General features: G+C 68.9%; 14 protein-coding genes. 9 read left to right on the top strand and 5 right to left on the bottom strand.

From position 1 onward, the window contains the following. Positions 1–96: 96 nt before the first annotated feature. The gene (locus tag NWF34_RS24485) at positions 97–450 is read right to left on the bottom strand and encodes a hypothetical protein (protein ID WP_006435843.1); all 354 of its coding nucleotides are present in this window, start codon (positions 448–450) and stop codon (positions 97–99) included. A gap of 72 nt (positions 451–522) precedes the next feature. Between NWF34_RS24485 and NWF34_RS24480 the strand changes: the two genes are divergently transcribed. Further along, complete coding sequence (locus NWF34_RS24480) at positions 523–2,148, top strand: carboxylesterase/lipase family protein (RefSeq protein WP_258326345.1); 1,626 nt, start codon at positions 523–525, stop codon at positions 2,146–2,148. A gap of 5 nt (positions 2,149–2,153) precedes the next feature. Here NWF34_RS24480 and NWF34_RS24475 read toward each other — a convergent pair whose 3' ends face one another. After that, positions 2,154–5,906 (bottom strand): WD40 repeat domain-containing protein, encoded by a 3,753-nt coding sequence (locus NWF34_RS24475; protein ID WP_258326344.1) that lies wholly within the window; start codon positions 5,904–5,906, stop codon positions 2,154–2,156. Between the two features lie 491 nt (positions 5,907–6,397). Between NWF34_RS24475 and NWF34_RS24470 the strand changes: the two genes are divergently transcribed. From NWF34_RS24470 to NWF34_RS24455, 4 genes are all read left to right on the top strand, one after another. Further along, on the top strand, positions 6,398–7,600 hold the full coding sequence (locus NWF34_RS24470; protein WP_258326343.1) for a winged helix DNA-binding domain-containing protein: 1,203 nt from the start codon (positions 6,398–6,400) through the stop codon (positions 7,598–7,600). Positions 7,601–7,664: 64 nt separating this feature from the next. Further along, entirely contained in the window at positions 7,665–8,351 is a 687-nt protein-coding gene (locus NWF34_RS24465) for a DUF899 family protein (RefSeq protein WP_182156237.1), read from the top strand. A gap of 90 nt (positions 8,352–8,441) precedes the next feature. After that, the gene (locus NWF34_RS24460) at positions 8,442–9,164 is read left to right on the top strand and encodes a response regulator transcription factor (protein ID WP_258326342.1); all 723 of its coding nucleotides are present in this window, start codon (positions 8,442–8,444) and stop codon (positions 9,162–9,164) included. Beyond that, positions 9,164–10,621: a cell wall metabolism sensor histidine kinase WalK gene (locus tag NWF34_RS24455; protein ID WP_258326341.1), complete on the top strand. Its 1,458-nt coding sequence runs from the start codon at positions 9,164–9,166 to the stop codon at positions 10,619–10,621. Before NWF34_RS24460 ends, NWF34_RS24455 begins: the two co-directional genes overlap by 1 nt. Positions 10,622–10,630: 9 nt before the next feature. Here NWF34_RS24455 and NWF34_RS24450 read toward each other — a convergent pair whose 3' ends face one another. Beyond that, entirely contained in the window at positions 10,631–11,470 is an 840-nt protein-coding gene (locus NWF34_RS24450) for a hypothetical protein (RefSeq protein ID WP_258326340.1), read from the bottom strand. Between the two features lie 10 nt (positions 11,471–11,480). Continuing rightward, a complete protein-coding gene (locus NWF34_RS24445) occupies positions 11,481–12,479 on the bottom strand; it encodes a DNA adenine methylase (protein ID WP_309148658.1) in 999 nt (332 codons plus the stop codon). Between the two features lie 194 nt (positions 12,480–12,673). On the opposite strand from NWF34_RS24445, the gene NWF34_RS24440 reads away from it, so the two are divergent. Together NWF34_RS24440 and NWF34_RS24435 are read left to right on the top strand one after the other, a co-directional pair. Further along, the gene (locus NWF34_RS24440) at positions 12,674–13,099 is read left to right on the top strand and encodes an HIT family protein (protein ID WP_006435829.1); all 426 of its coding nucleotides are present in this window, start codon (positions 12,674–12,676) and stop codon (positions 13,097–13,099) included. 122 nt (positions 13,100–13,221) lie between these two features. Beyond that, positions 13,222–14,592, top strand: coding sequence for a wax ester/triacylglycerol synthase domain-containing protein (locus NWF34_RS24435; protein ID WP_258326338.1), 1,371 nt, complete (start codon positions 13,222–13,224; stop codon positions 14,590–14,592). A 24-nt stretch (positions 14,593–14,616) separates the two neighbouring features. Here NWF34_RS24435 and NWF34_RS24430 read toward each other — a convergent pair whose 3' ends face one another. Further along, positions 14,617–16,728, bottom strand: coding sequence for an ATP-dependent DNA helicase RecQ (locus tag NWF34_RS24430; protein ID WP_258326337.1), 2,112 nt, complete (start codon positions 16,726–16,728; stop codon positions 14,617–14,619). A 105-nt stretch (positions 16,729–16,833) separates the two neighbouring features. Here NWF34_RS24430 and NWF34_RS24425 point away from each other — a divergent pair, with 105 nt between their 5' ends. Both NWF34_RS24425 and NWF34_RS24420 read left to right on the top strand, forming a co-directional pair. Beyond that, complete coding sequence (locus tag NWF34_RS24425) at positions 16,834–18,099, top strand: glycosyltransferase (protein ID WP_258326336.1); 1,266 nt, start codon at positions 16,834–16,836, stop codon at positions 18,097–18,099. Further along, a complete protein-coding gene (locus tag NWF34_RS24420; protein ID WP_258326335.1) occupies positions 18,096–20,144 on the top strand; it encodes a glycosyltransferase family 39 protein in 2,049 nt (682 codons plus the stop codon). The genes NWF34_RS24425 and NWF34_RS24420 overlap by 4 nt, the downstream gene beginning before the upstream one ends. Positions 20,145–20,341: the final 197 nt, after the last annotated feature.

The raw sequence follows: 20,341 nt of genomic DNA, 5'->3' as shown, positions 1-20,341 counted from the left end.
GGTAGTGCACTCGCCTTGTATGCGTGCGGTCGTCAGTTCAATCCTGACAGGGGGCTCCACGAAGGTGGCGGGCTCGAACGCCCGCCACCTCTCGTATCACCAGATGACGGCGAGACCGGCTGCGAGCAGCGACAACGCGCCCACGGTCCAGAACAGTGCACGCGGCACCGGTTCACCGGTGCGCTTCTGTCGCGCGCTGCCGATGCCGAGGATCGCACCGAGGGCGACGAGGATGACCAGCTTGATGCCGATCTTCGGGTAGTTCAGGTCGATCCCGGCGGGCCACGGCGCGGCGAGCGCGAGTCCGGTGATGAACGACAGCAGCACGCCGTAGTCCATGACGCGGGTGAACCGGAACTCACGGGTGACCGCCTGGGAGACCCAGGTTCCGAAGGTCACCGCGAAGCCGACGATGTGCAGCAGAATTACGACGTTGCGTAGTACATCCATGGTCTGCACTTTACCCAGCCGAGGTGCGCATTCCGGCCACCCGTGGTTCCTCTTGCAGGGCACGATGTACAGATGGAGCACGACGAACCCGGTATCTCCGCCGTAGCCGAGACGACGTCGGCGTCCCCGGTCGCGGATCCGCTTGCTCGTACCGCGCTGGGTACCTACCGCGGGGTCGCCACCGACCGCGCCGATGTCTGGCGCGGTATCCGATATGCGCGGCCCCCTCTGGAGGACCTGAGATGGCGTCGTGCCCGGCCGCTGATCCCCGACGGCGACACCGACACCGTCATCGACGCCCAGATGTTCGGCGCCGTGTGCCCGCAGGAACTCAACCCGGCCGTCCGGCTCGGCCCGGACGTCTTGATGGACGAGGACTGCCTGTTCCTCAACGTGTGGACACCGCCGGGGGCGTCGGAACATGCGCACGACGCCGTCGCACTGCCGGTCATGGTCTGGCTGCACGGCGGAGCGTACGTGCTGGGTTCCGGTAGCCAGCCGTACTACGACGGCGCGGCGCTCGCCGCCACCGGCGACGTGGTGATCGTGACCCTGAACTACCGGCTCGGCGTGCTCGGGTTCGCCGACCTGTCGTCGATCGATCCCCGCTTCGAGTCGAACGTCGGCCTCAGCGACGTCCTCACGGCGCTGGCCTGGGTGCGCGACCACATCTCCGCATTCGGCGGCGATCCGGACAAGGTGACCCTGTTCGGTGAGTCGGCGGGCGCCGGGCTCGTCACCGCGCTGTTGACGATGCCCGCGGCGGAGGGACTGTTCGGCCGCGCGATCGCGCAGAGTTCGCCGGTGACGTCGATGTACGGCGCCGGCCGGGCCGCCCGCGTCGCGCAGATGCTGCTCGAGACCGCCGGTGTCGAGGACCCGGGCGACACGGCGGGGGTGGTGGAACGGCTCGAATCCCTCGACGGCGCAAGGTGTTCGACGCTGACCACGGAACTGTTCGCCAAGGTTCCCACCGAATCGCCCGGCACCATCGCCTTCGCCCCGGTGGTCGACGGCGACCTGCTGCCCGAACATCCCCTCGACGTCTACCGTGACGGTCGGGCGCTGCCCGTACCTCTGATCATCGGGACCAACCGCGACGAGGCGAACCTCTTCAAATACATGAAGTCGCCGCTCATGCCGATCACGACCGAGGAGATCGAGCGGATGTTCGCCGGCATGCGCGAGGAGTACCCCGAGGTGGTGTTGCCCGAACGCGCACAGGTGCTTTCGGCGTACTCGGGTCTGCGTCCCAAGGTCACCGGTCTCGGGGTGGCGCGCGACGTCGCGTTCCGCATGCCCACGCTGTGGCTCGCGGACGCCCATGCACACCGGGCGCCCGTCTATGTCTACCGGTATGACTGGACCACCAGGATGTTCCGGTTGTTGGGTCTCGGCGCCGCCCATGCCACCGAGGTGCCCTATGTATGGGGGAATCTCGGTTCGGGTCCGCGGGACATCACGTTCCTGCTCGGCGGACGCAGACACGGAGAAGCCGTGTCGGAGAGACTCATGCGCCGGTGGACGTCGTTCGCGCACGGTCGCGCACCCGACGCCGGCCCGCTCGGCGGCGACTGGCCGACCTACGACACCGGTCGTCGACCGGTGTTGCGCATCGACGCCGAGGACCGGGTGATCCAGAATCTCGACGGCGACCTGTGGGAGGCGTGGGGCGAGGAAGTGCTCGGCTTCCGCTGACCATCTCAGTCGCAGTCGCCCCGGATGTCGGCGTGGGGCAGATAGGTCTCCCGCTGTGCCTCGGTCATGGGAGTCGTGCTGTCGCATACCCATTCGCGGGCCTCGGGCACCGCCAGCGTGTGCACGTAGACGTTGCCGGTGGTGTCGCCGCCGGCGATGATCTCGTCGTCCGCCGGGAGCCGGACCGGGACCTGCCAGGTCGTGGTGGTGTCGGTGTAGTTGAGCAGCGACCCAACCGACTGCCGATCGCTCAGCGTGCCGTCGTCGGCGAGCGCGAAGCTGATCAGCTCGTGCGTGGCGGTGCCCACCGCGATCCGGTTGGGCGACATGGACAGCGTGTTGGCGTACATGTCCTCGTGCCGGTCGATCAGTTCGGCCTCGCCGTCGGTGTCCGTTGCCGGCAGCCGCCAGGTGGACAGGTCGCGGGCGGCCACGACCAGGACCTCGCCGTCGTCGTCGAAGGCCGCTTGCGTGACGGGTGCGTCGTCGGCGATCACAGTCACCGGGTCGGTGTCCCGAGTGGTCAGGTCGTAGAGGTAGACGCGCTTGTCGTCCGAGGTCACCGCGAGGCGGGTGCCGTCGGGGCTGAAGGCGACGCTGCGGATGAGGTCGGCCGGACCGCGCAGGGGAGCGCCGATGCGGGTCGGCGAGGTGGGGTCGCTGGTGTCCCACAGGGCGATCGTGGTGTCGGTGTCGCCGGTCGCGAGGACGTTGCCGGTGGGCGCGAACGCGACCGGGAACGAGTAGCGCGTCGCGACCGGCAATCTGGCTGCGGCACGGGGTGCGTCCGGGTTGCCGATGTCCCACAGTTCGACGAGACCGCCGTTGTTGTTGGCCGTCGCCGCGAGGGTTCCGCGTTCGTTCACCGAGACGCGCGGGTGGTCGTTGACCCGTCGCTGGACGGGAGTGCGGGAACGCAGGGACATCTCCGCGCCGTCCAGGGTCCAGACGTTGAGGGTGGTGTCCGAGCCGACGGTCGCGAGGATGCGCTGCGCCGGGTCGGTGGCCACTCCGCTGATCGTGCCGCCCCGGTCGGGGACCGAACGGTCGGGCAACGACCAGACGTCGATCGTGCCGTCGGACCGTCCGGACACGAGGCGGTCACCGGTCGGGTCGAAGGCGGCCGAGAAGGTGCGCACGGAACCCTGCTCGGAGGCGGTCTGCAGCGCCCACTGGGCCGTGGGCGAACTGCGGTTCGTCGTGTTCCACACCCGGACCGTGCCGTCGGCGCGTGCCGAGGCGACCTGCGAACCCGTCGGATCGAAAGCGACCGACCAGGAGCCGGCGGTGGCGGTCGGGAGCGCCGTGCTGAGCGGGCGGGGGGACACCGGCTGTGTCACGTCCCAGAGTTGGGCGTTCGGGCTGTCGCCGGTGACGGCCAGTGAGTGACTGTCCGGGCTGAAGGCGACGGCGTGCGTGATGCTGGGGAACCCGGTGATGGGTGCGCCGACGGGCGCGGGCTGCTCGCCGGTGGTCCACAGACGCACGACGCGGTCGTCCCCGCCACTGGCGAGCAGCCGTCCGTCGGGGCTGAAGGACAGCGTTCGCGCGGCGGCACGGTGACCCCGGATCACCGCGGTCTCGCGCAGTGTCCCGGTCGGCGACACCGCGAACACCGTGATGGAACCGTCGTCGGACGAGGCGGCGAGTGTGCGGCCGTCGGCGGAGAAGCGGGCCATGTAGACGGTGCCGCGGCGCAGCGGCACCGTCACCCGCAGCACCGGCCGGGCGGGATCGGAGAGGTCCCAGACCCGGACCGAACCGTCACCGCTGGAGGTGGCCAGGAGTGGCCGGGTCGGGTGGAAGGCGGTGGAGGTGACGTAGTTGCCGAACCCGTGCAGGGTGGCCACTGTGCGGTACCGCGGAGTGCTCTTGGTGCTCTCCCACACCCGGACCGTGCGGTCGCCGCTCGCCGAGGCGAGGTAGCGGCCCGACCGGTCGAACGCCAGGTCGTACACGGGACCGGTGTGACCGGTGATCTGTGTGGCGAGCGGGCTGGTGGCCGCGCCGCGCAGGCGCCCGGCCACCGTCGGATCGTCGGGGTAGAGCTGATGCGCGACGAGGAGGAGCCGCGCCGCCAACGACGGATTCGAGTGCTCCATGCTGTCGATGTGGGACAGCAGAGCCGCGCGTTCCGCGGCGTTTCGCTGTTGTCGCAGGTCGTGGGCCTGTCGGAAGCCGATGACCGCAGTGATCGACGCCGCGATCGCAAGGACCGCGATCACCGAGACCGCGCCCACCTGCAGCAGTCGGCGCCGACGCTGCGCTGCGACCGCGGAGTCGAGGAACTCGTCGTTGTCCCTGCTCAGCAGGTGGACGTAGTTGCTGCGCAGGGCTTCGCGGTGGCGCTTGGCGTCGTCGAGTCGCGAACCGGTGTAGAGGAACGAGCGACTCCGGCCGTTGTCCACCCACGACTGGGTGTCGGCGTCGAGCTGCTGCCACCACACGTGGGTGTCGGAGTTGTCGGCGATCCACGCGGCCAGGCGCGGCCACGCGGTCAGCACCACGTCGTGCACCAGCATCACCGACTCGGCGGACACGGTCAGCAGCCGGGCCTGCGCGAACTCGTCGATGACGGTCGAGACCTCGGGTGGGAAGCGGCTGCTGACGGTCGAGGTCGACAGCGGTACCCGCAGCGCGATCCCGGCCGGACCCACATGTACGAGCGACAACAGGACCGCGCGGGCGAGGTCGCGGTGTTCGGGGGCGATGGCCTCCCACGCGGCTTCCGCGGTGTCGGCGACCGCGCGGGCGATGCCACCGGTCGCGCGATAGCCGGAGAGGGTCATGCGGTTGCCGGACCGTCGTGCCCAGGTCGCCTGGAGGACGTGGGCCAGCAGAGGCAGCCTCCCGGCGCGGTCGCCGACCGTCGACGCCTCGTACAGGTCGGTGATCATCACATCGGCCAGGCCTGCCTCGATACGTCCACCGGCCAGTCGGACCGGGGCGGTGATGACCTCGCGGAGCTGGGTGCGCGTCATCTCCGAGACGATCACGCAGCGGTTCTGCCAGGCGTCGGCGAGGAACGGGTGTTCCACGCACTGGCTGAAGAAGTCCGCGCGGACCCCCACCACCACGACGGTGTCGGCCGCGAGTTCCTCGACCTCGAGCATCGTGGCCGATCGCAGCTCGTCCGCAAGGGAGAAGACGTTCTCGAACTGGTCGATGACGATGACCGCGTCGGTCTCACCGTCGACAGGCGGCGCGATGGTGAGCCCGTCCGGGGTGACCTCCGCGAGACGTGGTGTCGAGATCCGCGGGTCGCGGGCCAGTCCGGCACGCAGCAGCGACGACTTGCCCGAGCCCGACACACCCGTGACAACGACGAGCCGGGAAGAGGGCGACAGCATCGAGGGCCCGGACCCGGCGGTGATGATCGTGTCCACGAGGATGCCGACGAGGTCGTCGCGGCCGAAGTACAGCTCGCTGTCGGCGGCGGTGAGAGTGGCCAGTCCGGCATAGGGTCGGGCGTGGCGGGCCGGCGGCGCCGGGGTTTCGGGTGCCTCCTGGTTCAGGTGACGGTGCCACAGTTCTCGCCACTGGGGAATCGTGAGGGCATCGGCGACGCCCGCGGCCACCGCCCGGGACGTCAGCCAGACCAGGAGTGGTTCGACGGTCGCGAAGTCGCGGGGCAGATGCCGGCCGTTGCGCCAGTCGCTGATGCGCTGCGCGGAGACCTTGGCCCGGGCCGCCGATGCCCGAAGGGTGGGGCGACCCGCTTGCACGAACAGGCGCGCGAGCGCTTCACCAAAATCCACTCACCCGACTCCACGCTCCGACTGCACGATTGATCGACCGACCCATTCTGCGACAGGTGGCACCGGGGCGCCAGCGTCGGAGCCCGTGGCGACGGACACGTCGGGCGACGAGCGACCCGGTCATCTGACCTGAACACGTGCGGATCCGGATTTGCCGGTGTCCGGTCCGGATAGTCCGTTCGCGTCCTGACCTCGGTGTTCGCGACCGATTCCGGAGGTCGGCTGTACTCCGCTCGCGCCGTGGGGTCTCCTTGGTGGGCGTTCCCGACCGGGGGTCGGGAGCGTAAGGATGCGTCGGTCGCAGGACACACGGAGGTGTTCTCAGGCACTGCCCGTCGGGGGCTGTGTGTCGTCCGGCCCACGCAACCGGGCGGGTGCCGGGGTACCGGGTCGATGGGGGTCGGCCGGTCTCCGGCACCCGCTTCCCCTCTTCTTCCCGGCTCCCTCTTTTCCTCTGCTTCCTCGGCTCGGCAGATCACTAGGATCGCGGCATGCCAGTGCGACCCCGCATCACCGACGCCCAGCGCCGTTCCCGTCTGATGCGTCGCATGCATCTCGACGCCGCGTCGCGAGCGCCGTCCGCCGTCGACGCCGCGAGGACGATGGTCGGCCTCCACTCGACCACGCCGTCGACGGTGTATCTGTCCGCCTGGGCGCGCGTCGACGGTCTGGCCCGCACCGACATCGACACCGCGCTGTACGGGGACCGGACCCTCGTCAGACATCTCGCGATGCGCCGAACACTCTTCGCCTTCTCCCGAGATCTCCTGGCCGAGTCGATCGGCGCGCTCGGTCCCCGCATCTCTGCCTCCGAGCGCACCAACATGCTCCGCGATCTCCGGCGCACCCCCGAGGTCGACGACCCGGAGGGCTGGATCGAGACCGCGCGGGACGCGGTCCTCGCCGAGCTCGCCGGCGGCGAGTCCCTGACGTCCACCGAACTCCGCGGCCGACTGCCCGCCCTGGACGGATCGATCATCTTCGGCGAGGGCAAGTCGTGGGCCGGTAAGAGTCATTTCGGACCGCGGGTGCTCAACATGCTCGACGCCTCGGGCGACATCGTCCGTGGACCCAACCGCCTCGACTGGCATCTGTCCCGGCCGGCGTGGACGTCGATGAAGGTGTGGCTCGGCGAGACCCCGGACGTGCCGAGTGTGCACGACGGGCACAAAGCGCTCATCGAACGCTGGCTGCGCACGTACGGCCCGGGCACCGAGACCGACATCGTGTGGTGGCTGGGTTCCACCAAGACCGCGGTGCGTGCCGCGCTCGCCGACCTCGGCACCGTCGAGGTCGACCTGGATGGCGGCGGCGTCGGCCATGTCTTGCCCGACGACCTTCCCGGCGACAGCGACAACGGGGACGGGGACGACGACTGCGAACCGCAGGCGGTGCTGCTGCCCGAACTCGATCCCACGACGATGGGCTTCAAGGAGCGCGATTTCTACCTCGGCGATCACGGACCGGCGGTCTTCGACTCCGTGGGCAACGGCGGCCAGACCGCGTGGTGGGACGGGCGGATCGTCGGCGGCTGGTATCGCCGGGATGACAACTCGATCGCGATCCACCCGCTCGAACCCCTGCCGGTCGAGGCCCGGAGGAAACTCGACGCGCGGGCCGCGGAGCTGGCGGCGTGGCTCGGCGAGGCACCCATGAAGATCGGGTACGCCGCGCCGTACATGCGGCAGCGATGAGTTGAGCTCCGCGCCGCGGTCTGCCTCTGCGGGGACCATCCGCATCGATCGAAAGGGCACCGCGATGAGCGATCAACTTCCACCCGTGGCCGACCACGACACCTGGACCGCCGCGCTGGCCGAACTGCGCGCCAGGGAGAAGGCGGCCACCCGCGAACTGGACGCGATCGCCGCGCAGCGCCGTCGCCTGCCGATGGTCGAGATGCCGGACTACACCCTGACCGGACCCGACGGGCCGATCCGTCTCGTCGACGTCTTCGACGGGAGGTCGCAGCTGATCGTCTACAACCACATGTGGAATCCCGGCGCGACCTACCAGTGCCCAGGATGCACCGGGTACACGACGCAGTTCAGCCGACTCGACTTCCTCGCCGACTACGACGCCCGGTTCGTGATCATCACCCACGGCCCGATCGAGGAAGCTTTGGCCTACAAGAAGCGCGTCGGCAACCGCATGGACTGGTACTCCTCGGCAGGGACGACCTTCTCCGCCGACGTCGACGCCGCTCCGGGTGAGGGTTTCGCGATCAACGTCTTCCTACGAGACGGCGACACGGTGTACCGCACCTGGCACACCGCGGGTCGAGGGACCGAACAGCTCGGGTTCACGTTCGGCCTTCTCGACGTGCTGCCGTGGGGGCGCCAGGAGGAGTGGCAGGACTCGCCCGCCGGGTGGCCCCAGGTTCCCACCTATTCCCGGTGGCGCGACTCCGAGGCCATCGCTGCTGCCTACGGCGACCCCACAGTCTGAGGGTCGCCGATGAATCCGCAGGTCAGGGCTCACAGGAACCTCCCAGCGTCCGGCCAGTGACGCCCCAGGCGACTTTGGAACAGTAGACGTGTGACCAGACCGGCCGAGAACGACGCAGCGCGCGGCGCGAAGGTCCTCGTCGTCGACGACGAGGAGAACATCCGTCAGCTGCTGTCGGTGTCGCTGAAGTTCCAGGGATACGACGTCGACACCGCCGCCGACGGACCGGCGGCGATCGACCGATGTCGCAGCAGGAAACCCGACATCCTGATTCTCGACGTCATGATGCCGGGCATGGACGGTTTCGGTCTGTTGCGTCGTCTCCGCGCGGACGGGATAGAGGCCCCCGCCTTGTTCCTGTCGGCTCGGGACTCGGTCGAGGACAAGGTCAACGGGCTGACGATCGGCGGCGACGACTACGTCACCAAGCCGTTCAGCCTCGAGGAGGTCGTCGCCCGATTGCAGGTGCTCCTGCGTCGCAGCGGATTCGGCGAGGAGCAGCAGGCCTCGTCGCGGATCACCTTCGCCGACATCGAGCTCGACGACGAGACCCACGAGGTCTTCAAGGCGGGCAAACCGGTCCAGCTCTCGCCGACCGAGTTCACCCTGCTGCGGTACTTCATGGTCAACGCGGGGACGGTGCTGTCCAAACCCCGCATCCTCGATCATGTCTGGAACTACGACTTCGGCGGTGAGGTCAACGTCGTCGAGTCCTATGTCTCCTACCTGCGTCGCAAACTCGACAACGGCGAGAAGCGTCTCATCCACACCCTGCGCGGTGTGGGCTATGTGATGCGCGAGCCGCGCGGCTGATGTCCGCACCGGTTCCGACGCCGCAGCCGCGCAAGCGCGGTGTGCCACTGCGGTTCTCCCTGGTCGCACTCACGCTCGCCCTGGTGGTCGTCGGGCTGTTGGCCTCCGGGGTGGCGGTCACCTCGTCGATGCGCCAGGACCTCATCTCCCGCGCCGACGAAGGACTGGTCAACGCCACCCGCACCTGGGCCGAGCCACGATCTCCGGCCGACGAACCGCGCTCCGGCCCGCCGGGGCCGCGTCGTCCGCCGTCGCCGTACTACGTGGAGTCGATTCTTCGCGGGCCGGGCGGTATCTCGGTGGTCAGCGTCTACAACCAGTTCGACCACGCCCCGGATCTCGACCGGCTCGCCGGCGACAACGCCGGTCCGGTGACTGTCGGATCGGTGGATCCGCACGGTCCCCAGTGGCGGGTGATCAAGCGCAGCAACCGGTTCGGTACGTCGATCGTGGCCACCCCGATGTCGGACATCGATGCCACCGTGAGCCGGCTGATCTGGCTGCAGTTCGCCATCGGCGCCGTGATCGTGGTGCTCATCGGCGTGCTCAGTTATCTGTTGGTGCGGACCAGTCTTCGTCCCCTGCGCAGGGTCGAGGAGACAGCTCAGGCGATCGCCGAGGGCGACCTCACGCGCCGAGTTCCGCCGGCCGCACCCAACACCGAGGTCGGCAGTCTGTCGGATTCGCTGAACACGATGCTCGGCCAGATCCAGCAGGCCTTCGTCACCACCGCGGCGTCCGAGCGGCAGGCCCGTGCCTCCGAAGAGGAGATGCGACGCTTCATCGCCGACGCCAGCCACGAGCTGCGCACGCCGCTGACCTCCATCAAGGGATTCGCCGAACTCTATTCGCAGGGCGGTGTTCCCGATGTCACGGATGCCATGCGGCGCATCGACGACGAGGCGGGCCGGATGAACCTGCTCGTCGAGGACCTGCTGATGCTGGCTCGCCTCGACGCGCAGCGTCCCCTCGCCACGGCACCGGTCGACCTGTTGAGCCTGGCCGCTGACGCCGTGCAGTCCGCGCGGGTGGCCGCCCCGGATCGGGACATCCGGCTCGAGGTGACGACCGGCGACCAGCCGCCCGTCGTATCCGGCGACGCGCCGAAGCTTCTGCAGGTGCTGCGCAACCTCATCGGCAACGCGGTCAACCACACCCCGGACGACGCGTCGATCACGGTTGGAGTGGCGGTCGAGGCAGCTCCCGGCGGCGGATCGGAGGTGGTGCTGACGGTCGCCGACACCGGACCGGGACTGGCCCCGGAAGACGCCGACCACGTCTTCGAGCGGTTCTATCGTGGTGACCAGTCACGCCACCGGGGTTCGGGCGGCGGAAGCGGCCTGGGCCTGTCCATCGTCGCCGCCCTCGTGGAGGCGCACGGGGGCCGGGTCGGCGTCGAATCGACGCCCGGTGAGGGCGCGACCTTCTGGGTTCGGCTGCCGCTGCTGCTCAGCTGAGCGACGCCGTCAGATGAGGCGCCGCAACCGGGCGAACTCGGCGACATCGGCGCGGAAGCGGTCGAGCGTGACAAGGGTGTACATGCCGTCGATCTGGCGGGTCGTCCACAGCTGATGGATGCGTCGGAGGTCGGACTGTCGTGACTTCCAGCCGATTCCGTCGATCACCGCGAGGACCAGCTGCGTCGGGAGGCGCACCTCGGCCATCTCCTCGATCTCGCGCACGGCGTCGGTGAGCTTCGATCCGGTGGAGTCGAAACCCTTTGCGGCCACGACGATGTCGGCAGAGTTCGGATCGCCGACGATCAGGTCGGCCGGTGCGGTGCGTCCGTTGCGTCCGGCGAACCGGGAGCGCGTCGTGTAATCCAGACCGAGGTCGCGGGCGATGTCCTCGATCTCGTCCTCGATCCGCCGGCCCGACGCCCCGGCGCGGGTCGCGGTCGCGCGGGTTCCCGCGCGGGCCACAAGGATGTCGGCGAAGGTGTAGGTGCGTTCCATCTGGGTCCGCAACATCCGCACCAGATCGAACTCCGCGTCGAGCCAGGTCACCAGTTCGACGGGCTGGGTGCGCGCCAGTCCGTGCCAGCCGCTGGTGTCGAAACGATCGCGCAACGCATTCTTGAGCTTCTCCTGCGACAGCCCGACCGCCAGTCCGAGCACCGGGACGTCGTTGGGGTTGTCGCGCACCCAGGCGGCGAGTCCGGTGATGTCGGTGTCGAGGAGCCCGCCGAGCCGTCCGGTGGCCTCGACGATCCGCTCGGCCTCCGGCGTGGCGGCGGTGGGGTCGACGTGAGAGGTCAACCGTCCCAACGATTTCAGATAGTCGTCGAAGTCAACTGCAGTGCTCATGTGCTCGGCGTCAGTCCCGTCCGATGAACAGGAACTCGCTGACGTCTCGACGAGTCGCCGCGGCGTGCGTGCCGAAGCTGTACTTGTGATCGATCGCGATCACCTCGACCGACGGCTTGACCTTGCCCAGCAGATCGACGATCCGGTCCTTGCCCGGCAACGCATTCGACGAATAGGAGAGCACGATCGCGCCCGCGTCCTCGAAGTGTTCGAACGTGCGCAGCAGGGCATCCTCGATGGTTCGCTTGTAGGCGAACGGGGTGAAGCGCTTGGGCAGCTTCTTGGTCTTGGTGTTCTCCATGATCGTCATCCCGCGCCAGTACGCGGAGAGCCCTTCGAGGAAGTGATAACGCTTGATGTAGTCGTTGTCGTCGGCGGGCGGCGCATACGGAGGGTCGAGGTAGACGAGGTCCGGTGGCGCCGACCACGGCAGGTCGAGGTCGAAGATGTCGCCCTGGACACTTCGACTGCTGCAGCCGTTGCTGAACACGGTGGCGTTGTAGTCGGCGGCGGCACGTAGCCGGAAGTGGTCGCGCAGCGACATCGTGAGATCGCGGCGTCCGTCCGCGTACCGCGTGGAGTCGGTGAACGTGAAGACCCCGCGGGGTTGCTTGCGTGCGGCGGAGAGGACCAGCGCGGACACGGCGAGGTCGCGACGGTAGCCGCGCAGCGCGTCGATGTGCGACCACGCCGAGTCCAGGAACTCGCGGTCCTCGGCGGTGAAGTACAGACCGTCGAAGGTGCGGGAGATGTAGTCGCGGTCGTCGGCGGCCGGCCCGCAGATCTGCTCCACGAGTTCCGGTTCGAGGCGGACACTCGAGTTCGCCACCGAGGCACGCGTGATGATGTGCGGGAAGCGCAGGAAGTCGTTGCTGAGGACCTCGAAGCCCTGCGCCTTCAACAGGTAGGACACGACGCCCGAGCCGGAGAAGGCGTCGACGGCCGTCGACCCGCCGATCTCGGCGAAGGTGCGTTCGAGGTGGGGGAGCAGCCGGTACTTCGACCCCATGTACCGCAGCCGCGGGAACCGTTGTGCGCGGGCGAGGACGTCACTGGATCCGACTGCGCTGGATCGAACGCGGCGTCCCGGTCGGGAGGATTCTGGCCCACTCACACCGAAAAGAATGTCATGGACCCCCGACAGGCCCGTGGACAACACGGCTGCGCCCCGTCGCCGGACCCCACAACATCTAGACTCGGGCCATGGCATCGGTCTTCAGCATGATCATCAACGGCGACATCCCTGGTCGTTTCGTCTGGAAGGACGGCGAAGCCGTCGCATTCCTGACCATCGAACCCGTCACCCCCGGCCACGTCCTGGTGGTGCCCCGCAACGAGGTCGACCACTGGGAACAGATCGACGGCTCGCTGTTCGCCCATCTCAGCGGGGTCGCCCAGAAGGTCGGCCAGGCCGTCAAGAACGCCTTCGACGCGCCGCGAATCGGTCTGCTCATCGCCGGTCTCGAGGTGCCCCACGTGCACATCCATGTCTTCCAGGGACTGTCGCTGGAGACCTTCGACCTCGCCAACGCGAACAAGAACGCCAGCCCCGAGGACCTCGACGCCGCGGCCGAGAAGATCCGCGCGAGCCTGCGCTCGCTGGGCTACGGCGAGTACGTCGCCGACTGACCCTTCGATACGCCCCTCCGCACGCTCCGGGGCTACTCAGGGAGCAAGGCACAAAGTCCTCTGCTGCGCCGAAACGGTACGGAGGCGGCGGGGGCTGAGTACGGTCGTTGCCGGAGGCAGTCATGACCGAGTACATGCGCAACAGCGACGCTTTCACCTGGTCGATGGAGGCCGACCCGCGCCTGCGCTCGACGGTGGTGACGGTCCTCCTGTTGGACCGCACGCCCGACTGGGAAGCGATGCGCGGTCGGTTCGAGACCATCACCGCCGACCTCCCGATGTTCCGGGAGCGCGTCGTGTACTCGCCGCTGTCGGCGCCGCCCCGATGGGTCCCGTACCCCGATTTCGATCTCGACTTCCACACGCGCCGGGTCCGGGCCCCCGCGCCGGGCACCTTCGACACCGTGCTGGAGATGGCGCGGATCGCGGCCATGGAGGACTTCGACCGTGCCCGCCCGTTGTGGAAGGCGACGCTGGTCGATGGGCTGGCCGACGGCGGTGCCGCGGTCGTCTGCAAGTTCCATCACGCTCTCACCGATGGTGTCGGTGCGATCGAGATCGCGATGCGGCTGTTCGACCTGACCGAGGAACCGGAACAGCCGACTGCCGCACCCCACGCCCCGGCCTCGTCGTCGAACGAGGAAACGTGGTGGCGGGACTACGTGGATACCCTGCGATTCGACGCCGAACGCGCGTCGAACACCGTCACCGACCTGGTCAGATCCGCACCGTCGTTGGCGTACAACGCCATTCGCCATCCCGTCGCGACGGCCGGCGCGGCGGTCGAGACCGCTGCATCGGTGTACCGCACGGTTCGCCCGGTCAACGAGACGGGATCGCCGCTGATGACCGACCGGTCATTGGTCCGGCATCTCGCCGTCCACGAGGTTCCGCTGCGGCAACTACGCGACGCCGGGCATCGTGGCGGTGGTTCACTCAACGACGCGTTCGTCGCCGGCGTCCTCGGCGGGCTCCGTCTGTACCACGAGAAGCACGGCGCCGAGGTCGGCGACCTCCACCTGTGCATGCCGGTGAGTCTGCGGACCGAGGAGGACGCCCCCGGTGGCAACCGGATCACCCTCATGAGATTCGATGTGCCTGGCGCAGAAGTCGATCCGGCACGGCGGATCGCGCAGATCCACCGCCGGACGGCACGTGTCCGCAATGAGCGCTCGCTGCCGTACACCCAGCTCATCGCCGGTGCGATGAACCTGATGCCGCGCTGGTACATCGGGTCGGTCCTGCGTCATGTCGACTTTCTGTGCAGCGACGTTCCCGGTATCCCGGTGCCGGTCTACGTCGGTGGCGCTCGGCTGCGAGCTCAGTACGCGTTCGGCCCCACCATCGGGGCAGCGGTCAACGTCACCCTCCTCACCTACGTCGACACCTGCGAACTGGGCATCGACGTAGACACCGGTGCAATCGAGGACGTCGACATCTTCCACGCATGCCTCGCGGACGGATTCGACGAGGTGCTCGCGCTGGGCCGGTGACCAGGGGAGCGTCGGACCCGCGACTCACACCGTCCGGTGGATCAGCAACGGTAGCACCGCGTTTGCACCGGCCTCGCGGAGTGCAGCGGCGGCCAGGGTGATCGGCCAACCGGAGCTGTTGGCATCCACCACGAGCATCACGTTCTGACCGGCGACCTCGGGCGGATCGCCGAGGTGGTCGCGCCAATACGCGGCTTCGACCGCGCCGGTCGCATCGGCCGGGGGATCGCCCAGACGGACGGGGAAGGTCCCGCCGCCGCGTTTCCCGACCGTGCGCAGGTGTTCGGCCAGCGTCTCGGCCAGGTTCGTGCCGGTCAGGCGCAGTGACAGGATGACATCGGCGCGGACCCCCGTCTCGCGCACCCACGCCGACAGCGTCGCGACCGCTGCGTCGCCCAGTTCGCCGAGTGCGCGTTCGTCGCCGCTGCGGGCGGCGGCCAGCACCTCCACCCATTCGGGCGCATCGGCGTGGGCCAGGACGCGGCCTGGCTGGGCGAGGAGGTCGGCGGGAATCCTTCCGCGACGGCCGAATTCGCCTCCCGGCCACATCTTCCTCGGATCGAGGGTCGAGGCCTTGCGGCGCAGCGTCGACGTGACGGTGCGGACGACCTCGGTGTCCACGGTGTCGGGTAGTCCCTCACTCAGCGCACCTCGGCACACCGAACAGCGGCCACAGTCGGCGGCCTGCGGGTCGTCGAGCGATTCGGTCAGCAGGCGCATCAGGCAGGTGCGTCCGGCGATGTAGTCGCGCATGATGTCGGCCTCGCGGCGGCGGACGGCGAGCACGCCGTCGTAGTGGGCGGCGTCGTAGGTCCAGGGTTTGCCGGTGGCGACCCAGCCGTCCGGGGTGCGATCGGTGACGCCGTCGACGGCGAGTTGCTTGAGCATCAACTCGATTCGCGTGCGGCGGAAGCGCGTGGCCGCCTCGAGTTGGATGACCGACTGCGGTTCGTCGGCGGCCTCCAGGGCGGCCAGGAGGTCACGCATCTTGTCGGGATCGGGGATCGTGGCGGTGGCGAAGTGTTCCCAGATCCGGTCGTCGGTCTGCGACGCCAGGAGCATCACCACGGCGTCGTCGAGGGCGCGCCCGGCGCGGCCGACCTGCTGGTAGTACGAGACCGGCGACGGCGGTGAACCGACGTGCACGACGAAGCCGAGGTCGGGTTTGTCGTAGCCCATCCCCAGGGCAGAGGTCGCCACCAGTGCCTTGACCTTGTTGTGCAGCAATGCATCTTCGAGTTCGTGCCGGCGGTCGGCGTCGAGCTGTCCGGTGTAGGCCGCGACCTCTACCGAGTCCCCGTGCACCGCCCGGATGGCCTCGACGAGTCGGTCGGCGTCGGCGACGGTGAGGACGTAGACGATGCCCGAACCCGGGAGATGGGGGAGGGCCTGCGCCACCCAGCCGTACCGCTGCACGGGCGAGAGTCCGTCGAGAACGTTGAGGTGCAACGACTTTCGGGCGAGAGGTCCGCGGAGGACGAGCGTCGGCGTGTCGGAACCGGAGTCGAGCTGCGCGGCGACGTCCTCGGTGACGCGGGCGTTGGCGGTCGCGGTGGTCGCCAGGACCGGCGTCGTCGGGTTGACCGAACGCAACACGTCGGCCACGCGGCGGTAGTCGGGCCGAAAGTCGTGACCCCAGTCCGAGACCGCGTGCGCCTCGTCGATCACCAGCAGCCCGAGGTTGCCGGCCAGGGCGTCGAGCACACGACGTCCGAAACCGGGATTCGCGAGGCGTTCCGGGGAGACGAGCAGGACGTCGAGCTCACCCGCCCGCAGCTGTGCCTCGATCGCCGACCACTCGTCGACATTCGACGAGTTCAGCGTCGCCGCGGACAGACCGCCGCGAGCCGCCGCGGCCACCTGATCGCGCATGAGTGACAGCAGTGGGGACACGATGAGCGTCGGTCCGCCGCCGCCGGCACGGATGATCGCGGTGGCCGACCAGTAGACGGCCGATTTGCCCCATCCGGTCGCCTGGACCACCAGGACCCGCGCGCCGGGAGTGCCGGGCTCACCGCCGGCCAGCGCGGTCACCGCTCGCAGCTGGTCCTCGCGCAGCCGGGCGCCCTCACCGGCCAGGCTGGTGATCACGCGGTTGGCGGCGGTCAGCTGGTCCGGGGAGAGGGTGGCAACCATGACCCCAATGTAGTGGCGACACCCGACAGCAGGGATCGTCGGTTCACAGGAACCTGACAGCCGGGTTCCAGACGGGTTCGAGGGTGTGAACCGATCGTGGTCCCCATGATCCCGCAAGCACCGCCGGGCGCAACGGCGCCGGTGTACACCCTCGCCGACAGTTCGGTGTCGACCCCGGTCCTCGACATCGTCGTTCCCGTCCACGACGAACAGGCCGACGTCGCATCCTCGGTGCGCCGGCTCGCCGCCCATCTGCGGCAGCACGTGCCGTATCCGGCTCGCATCACCGTTGCCGACAACGCCAGCACCGACGACACCCTCGCGATCGCCGTCGGCCTCGTCGACGAACTCGAGGGAGTCCGCGTCGTCCATCTCGACGAGATGGGTCGTGGTCGTGCGCTGAACGCGGTGTGGCAGCGCAGCGACGCCGAGATCGTCGCGTACTGCGACGTGGATCTCTCCACCGACCTCAATGCGCTGATGCCGCTCATCGCCCCGCTCGTGTCGAAGCACTCGGACATCGCGATCGGCACCCGGTTGAACCGGTCATCGCGAGTCGTGCGGGGACCGAAGCGAGAGTTCATCTCCCGCTCGTACAACCTCATCCTCCGAACGGCGATGGGCGCCAGGTTCTCCGACGCACAGTGCGGTTTCAAGGCCATGCGCACCGACATCGCCCGCGAGCTGCTGCCGTTCGTCGTCGACACCGGCTGGTTCTTCGACACCGAACTCCTCGTCCTCGCCGAACAGATCGGGCTGCGCATCGCCGAGGTCCCGGTCGACTGGGTCGACGACCCGGACAGCACCGTCGACATCGTGCCCACTGCACTCGCCGACCTGAAGGGCTGTGCGCGAGTCGGTCTCGCGCTCGCGATGGGACGGTTGCCGATCGCCGCACTGCGCGCCTCCATCGGTCGCGACCGGGCCGCCGGACCCCAGATCGACGGTGTGCCCAAGGGTCTGGTCGGCCAGCTCGCGCGGTTCTGCGTAGTCGGGGTGGCCTCGACGATCGCCTTCGCGGTGCTGTTCCTGGCGCTGCATTCGTTCCTGGGAGCGCAGGTCTCGAACCTGGTCGCCCTCGCGATCACCGCGGTGCTCAACACCGCGGCCAATCGTCGGTTCAGCTTCGGGGTCCGCGGTCGTGACAATGCCCTGCGACACCAGCTCTTCGGGCTCGGGGTGTTCGTGTTCGGCTGGCTGGTCACGGCAGGCTCGTTGTTGTTGCTGCACACCGTCGCGCCGGAGGCGACCAAACACATCGAACTGATCGTCTTGGTGATCGCGAACCTGGTGGCCACGCTCACCCGGTTCGTCGGTCTCCGCTGGGTGTTCCGCAAGGCGCCCGGACACGGGGCGGAGGTGGCCGCGTGACGACCTCGACCATCGACCCGCCGGTGAACCACGCCGAGCCGAACCGGACGTCCGGTAGCTCCAAGAAGCCTCTGCGGGAACGCCTCTCGCTGGCCGCACTGCTGATCGGTACCGGAGTCCTCTATCTCTGGAACCTCTCGATCAACGGCTGGGCGAACTCCTTCTACTCGGCGGCCATCCAGGCCGGGTCGGAGTCCTGGAAGGCGTGGTTCTTCGGGTCGTCGGACATGGCGAACTCGATCACCGTCGACAAACCTCCCGCCTCACTGTGGATTCCGGGCCTCAGCGCGCGGATCTTCGGTGTCAACTCGTGGTCCATCCTGGTGCCCGAGGCCTTGATGGGCGTGGCCTCGGTCGCGCTGCTGTACCTGATCACGCGGAAGTACTTCGGCCACTGGGCGGGAATCCTCGCCGGCGCGGTGCTGGCACTGACTCCGGTTGCGGCGCTGATGTTCCGCTTCGACAATCCCGAGGCGCTGCTGGTCCTGCTGATGATCGCGGCCGTCTGGTCGCTGATGAAGGCGGTCGACGACGGTCGCTGGCGGTGGCTGATCCTCACGGGCGTGTTCGTCGGATTCGGATTCCTCACCAAGCAGTTGCAGGTGACCCTCATCGTGCCCGCGCTGTCGGTCACCTATCTCGCCTTCGGTCCCGGTGGCTGGTCCCGGCGCCTGGGTCAGCTGTTCGCCGCCCTCGGCGCGATGATCGTCAGTGCCGGCTGGTGGATTCTCGCCGTCGAGCTCTGGCCCGCGTCGTCGCGGCCGTATATCGGTGGGTCACAGAACAACTCGATCCTCGAACTGACGCTGGGTTACAACGGTCTCGGCAGGCTCAACGGTGACGAGACCGGGGCCGTGGTTCCCGGTCGTGGTCACGGCATGGGCGCACTGGAGGGCATGGGCGGCCCCGGCGGCGGGCCCGGTGGTGGCCGCGGCGGTGCATGGGGTGAGACCGGCTGGCTGCGGATGTTCGAACCCGCGCAGGGCGGTCAGATCGCGTGGCTGATCCCGGCGGGTCTCGTGCTCGCGATGGTGGCTCTCGTGCTCATCGGCAAGGCCCGGCGCACCGATCCGCGCCGCGCGTATCTCTCGGTCTGGGGTCTGTGGCTGCTGGTCACGATGGGTGTCTTCAGTTTCATGGCCGGCATCTTCCACCAGTACTACACGGCGGCTCTGGCGCCGGCGGTGGCAGCTGTCGTCGCGGCCGGCGGTGCCGTCTGCTGGTCGTATCGGGACCGCCTGTGGGTGCGCCTCGCACTGGGTGTCTCGGTGGCGATCACCGCGATCTGGGGCTTCGTACTGCTCGACCGGACGCCCGACTTCGTTCCGTGGCTGCGCTACGCGGTCCTCATCGTCGGCCTCCTGGCCGCGGTGGCCATGGTGTTCGCCCGGATACGGGGTGTCGCCGCGGCAGCGTTGAGCGGCGCGGTCATCGCGGGTCTGGCCGGGCCGGTCGCGTACACCATCGACACGGTCACGGCCGAGAAGAGCGGGTCGATCATCACCGCCGGTCCGGCGGTCGCGGGCGGGTTCGGTCCGGGTGGTCGCGGTGGCCCGGGCATGCCCGGCGGAGGGTTCATGGAGTTCGGCCCGGGTGGTCCGGGCCAGGGCTTCCCCGGTGGCGGCCCGGGCATGCCCGGCGGTCGCGGCGGCGACGGGCCGGGTGGACTCCTGCGCGGTTCCACACCGACGCAGGCCGTCGTCGACAAGCTCGTCGCCGACGCCGACGACTACACCTGGGTCGCCGCCGCGGTCGGCTCGCAGTCCGCCTCGGGCTACCAGCTCGAGACCGGCCACTCGGTGATGCCGATCGGCGGGTTCAACGGCAGCGATCCGTCGCCGACTCTCGCCGAGTTCCAGAAGCTGGTCGCCGCCAGGGAGATCCACTACTTCATCGCCGGCGGCGGGCCGGGCGCCGGCGCTCCCGGGATGGCCGGCGGCTCGTCGCAGCCGTCGTCGCAGATCAGCACGTGGGTTCAGGACAACTTCACTGCCGTCACCGTCGACGGCACCACGATGTACGACCTGACCCAGCCGGCGAGCTGAGCATCGCCCACGAGGGGGACGCCGACGGTGTTCCCCTCGTGCGGCGACGTGGGGCGCCCTAGAGTCTCCGGTGTGACACCGGGGGATACGACGGCGCCGACGGGCGCGCACACTCGCTCACGATCTCGACTGACTCGGATGACCGGTCGCGACCCGCCCCCGGACGGGCGGGTCGCGACCGGCCACGAGTTGTTCTA

This window comes from Gordonia sp. GONU (assembly GCF_024733855.1).
Classification (GTDB): Bacteria; Actinomycetota; Actinomycetes; order Mycobacteriales; family Mycobacteriaceae; genus Gordonia; species Gordonia amicalis.
This window is presented reverse-complemented; position numbering and strand designations above follow the sequence as displayed.

Coding starts and splice junctions, on each gene's coding strand:
- NWF34_RS24465 (WP_182156237.1), top strand. CDS start 7,665: ATGAGCGATCAACTTCCACCCGTGGCCGACCACGACACCTGGACCGCC.
- NWF34_RS24445 (WP_309148658.1), bottom strand. CDS start 12,479: ATGGGGTCGAAGTACCGGCTGCTCCCCCACCTCGAACGCACCTTCGCC.
- NWF34_RS24425 (WP_258326336.1), top strand. CDS start 16,834: ATGATCCCGCAAGCACCGCCGGGCGCAACGGCGCCGGTGTACACCCTC.
- NWF34_RS24440 (WP_006435829.1), top strand. CDS start 12,674: ATGGCATCGGTCTTCAGCATGATCATCAACGGCGACATCCCTGGTCGT.
- NWF34_RS24430 (WP_258326337.1), bottom strand. CDS start 16,728: ATGGTTGCCACCCTCTCCCCGGACCAGCTGACCGCCGCCAACCGCGTG.
- NWF34_RS24435 (WP_258326338.1), top strand. CDS start 13,222: ATGACCGAGTACATGCGCAACAGCGACGCTTTCACCTGGTCGATGGAG.
- NWF34_RS24455 (WP_258326341.1), top strand. CDS start 9,164: ATGTCCGCACCGGTTCCGACGCCGCAGCCGCGCAAGCGCGGTGTGCCA.
- NWF34_RS24485 (WP_006435843.1), bottom strand. CDS start 450: ATGGATGTACTACGCAACGTCGTAATTCTGCTGCACATCGTCGGCTTC.
- NWF34_RS24470 (WP_258326343.1), top strand. CDS start 6,398: ATGCCAGTGCGACCCCGCATCACCGACGCCCAGCGCCGTTCCCGTCTG.
- NWF34_RS24450 (WP_258326340.1), bottom strand. CDS start 11,470: ATGAGCACTGCAGTTGACTTCGACGACTATCTGAAATCGTTGGGACGG.
- NWF34_RS24480 (WP_258326345.1), top strand. CDS start 523: ATGGAGCACGACGAACCCGGTATCTCCGCCGTAGCCGAGACGACGTCG.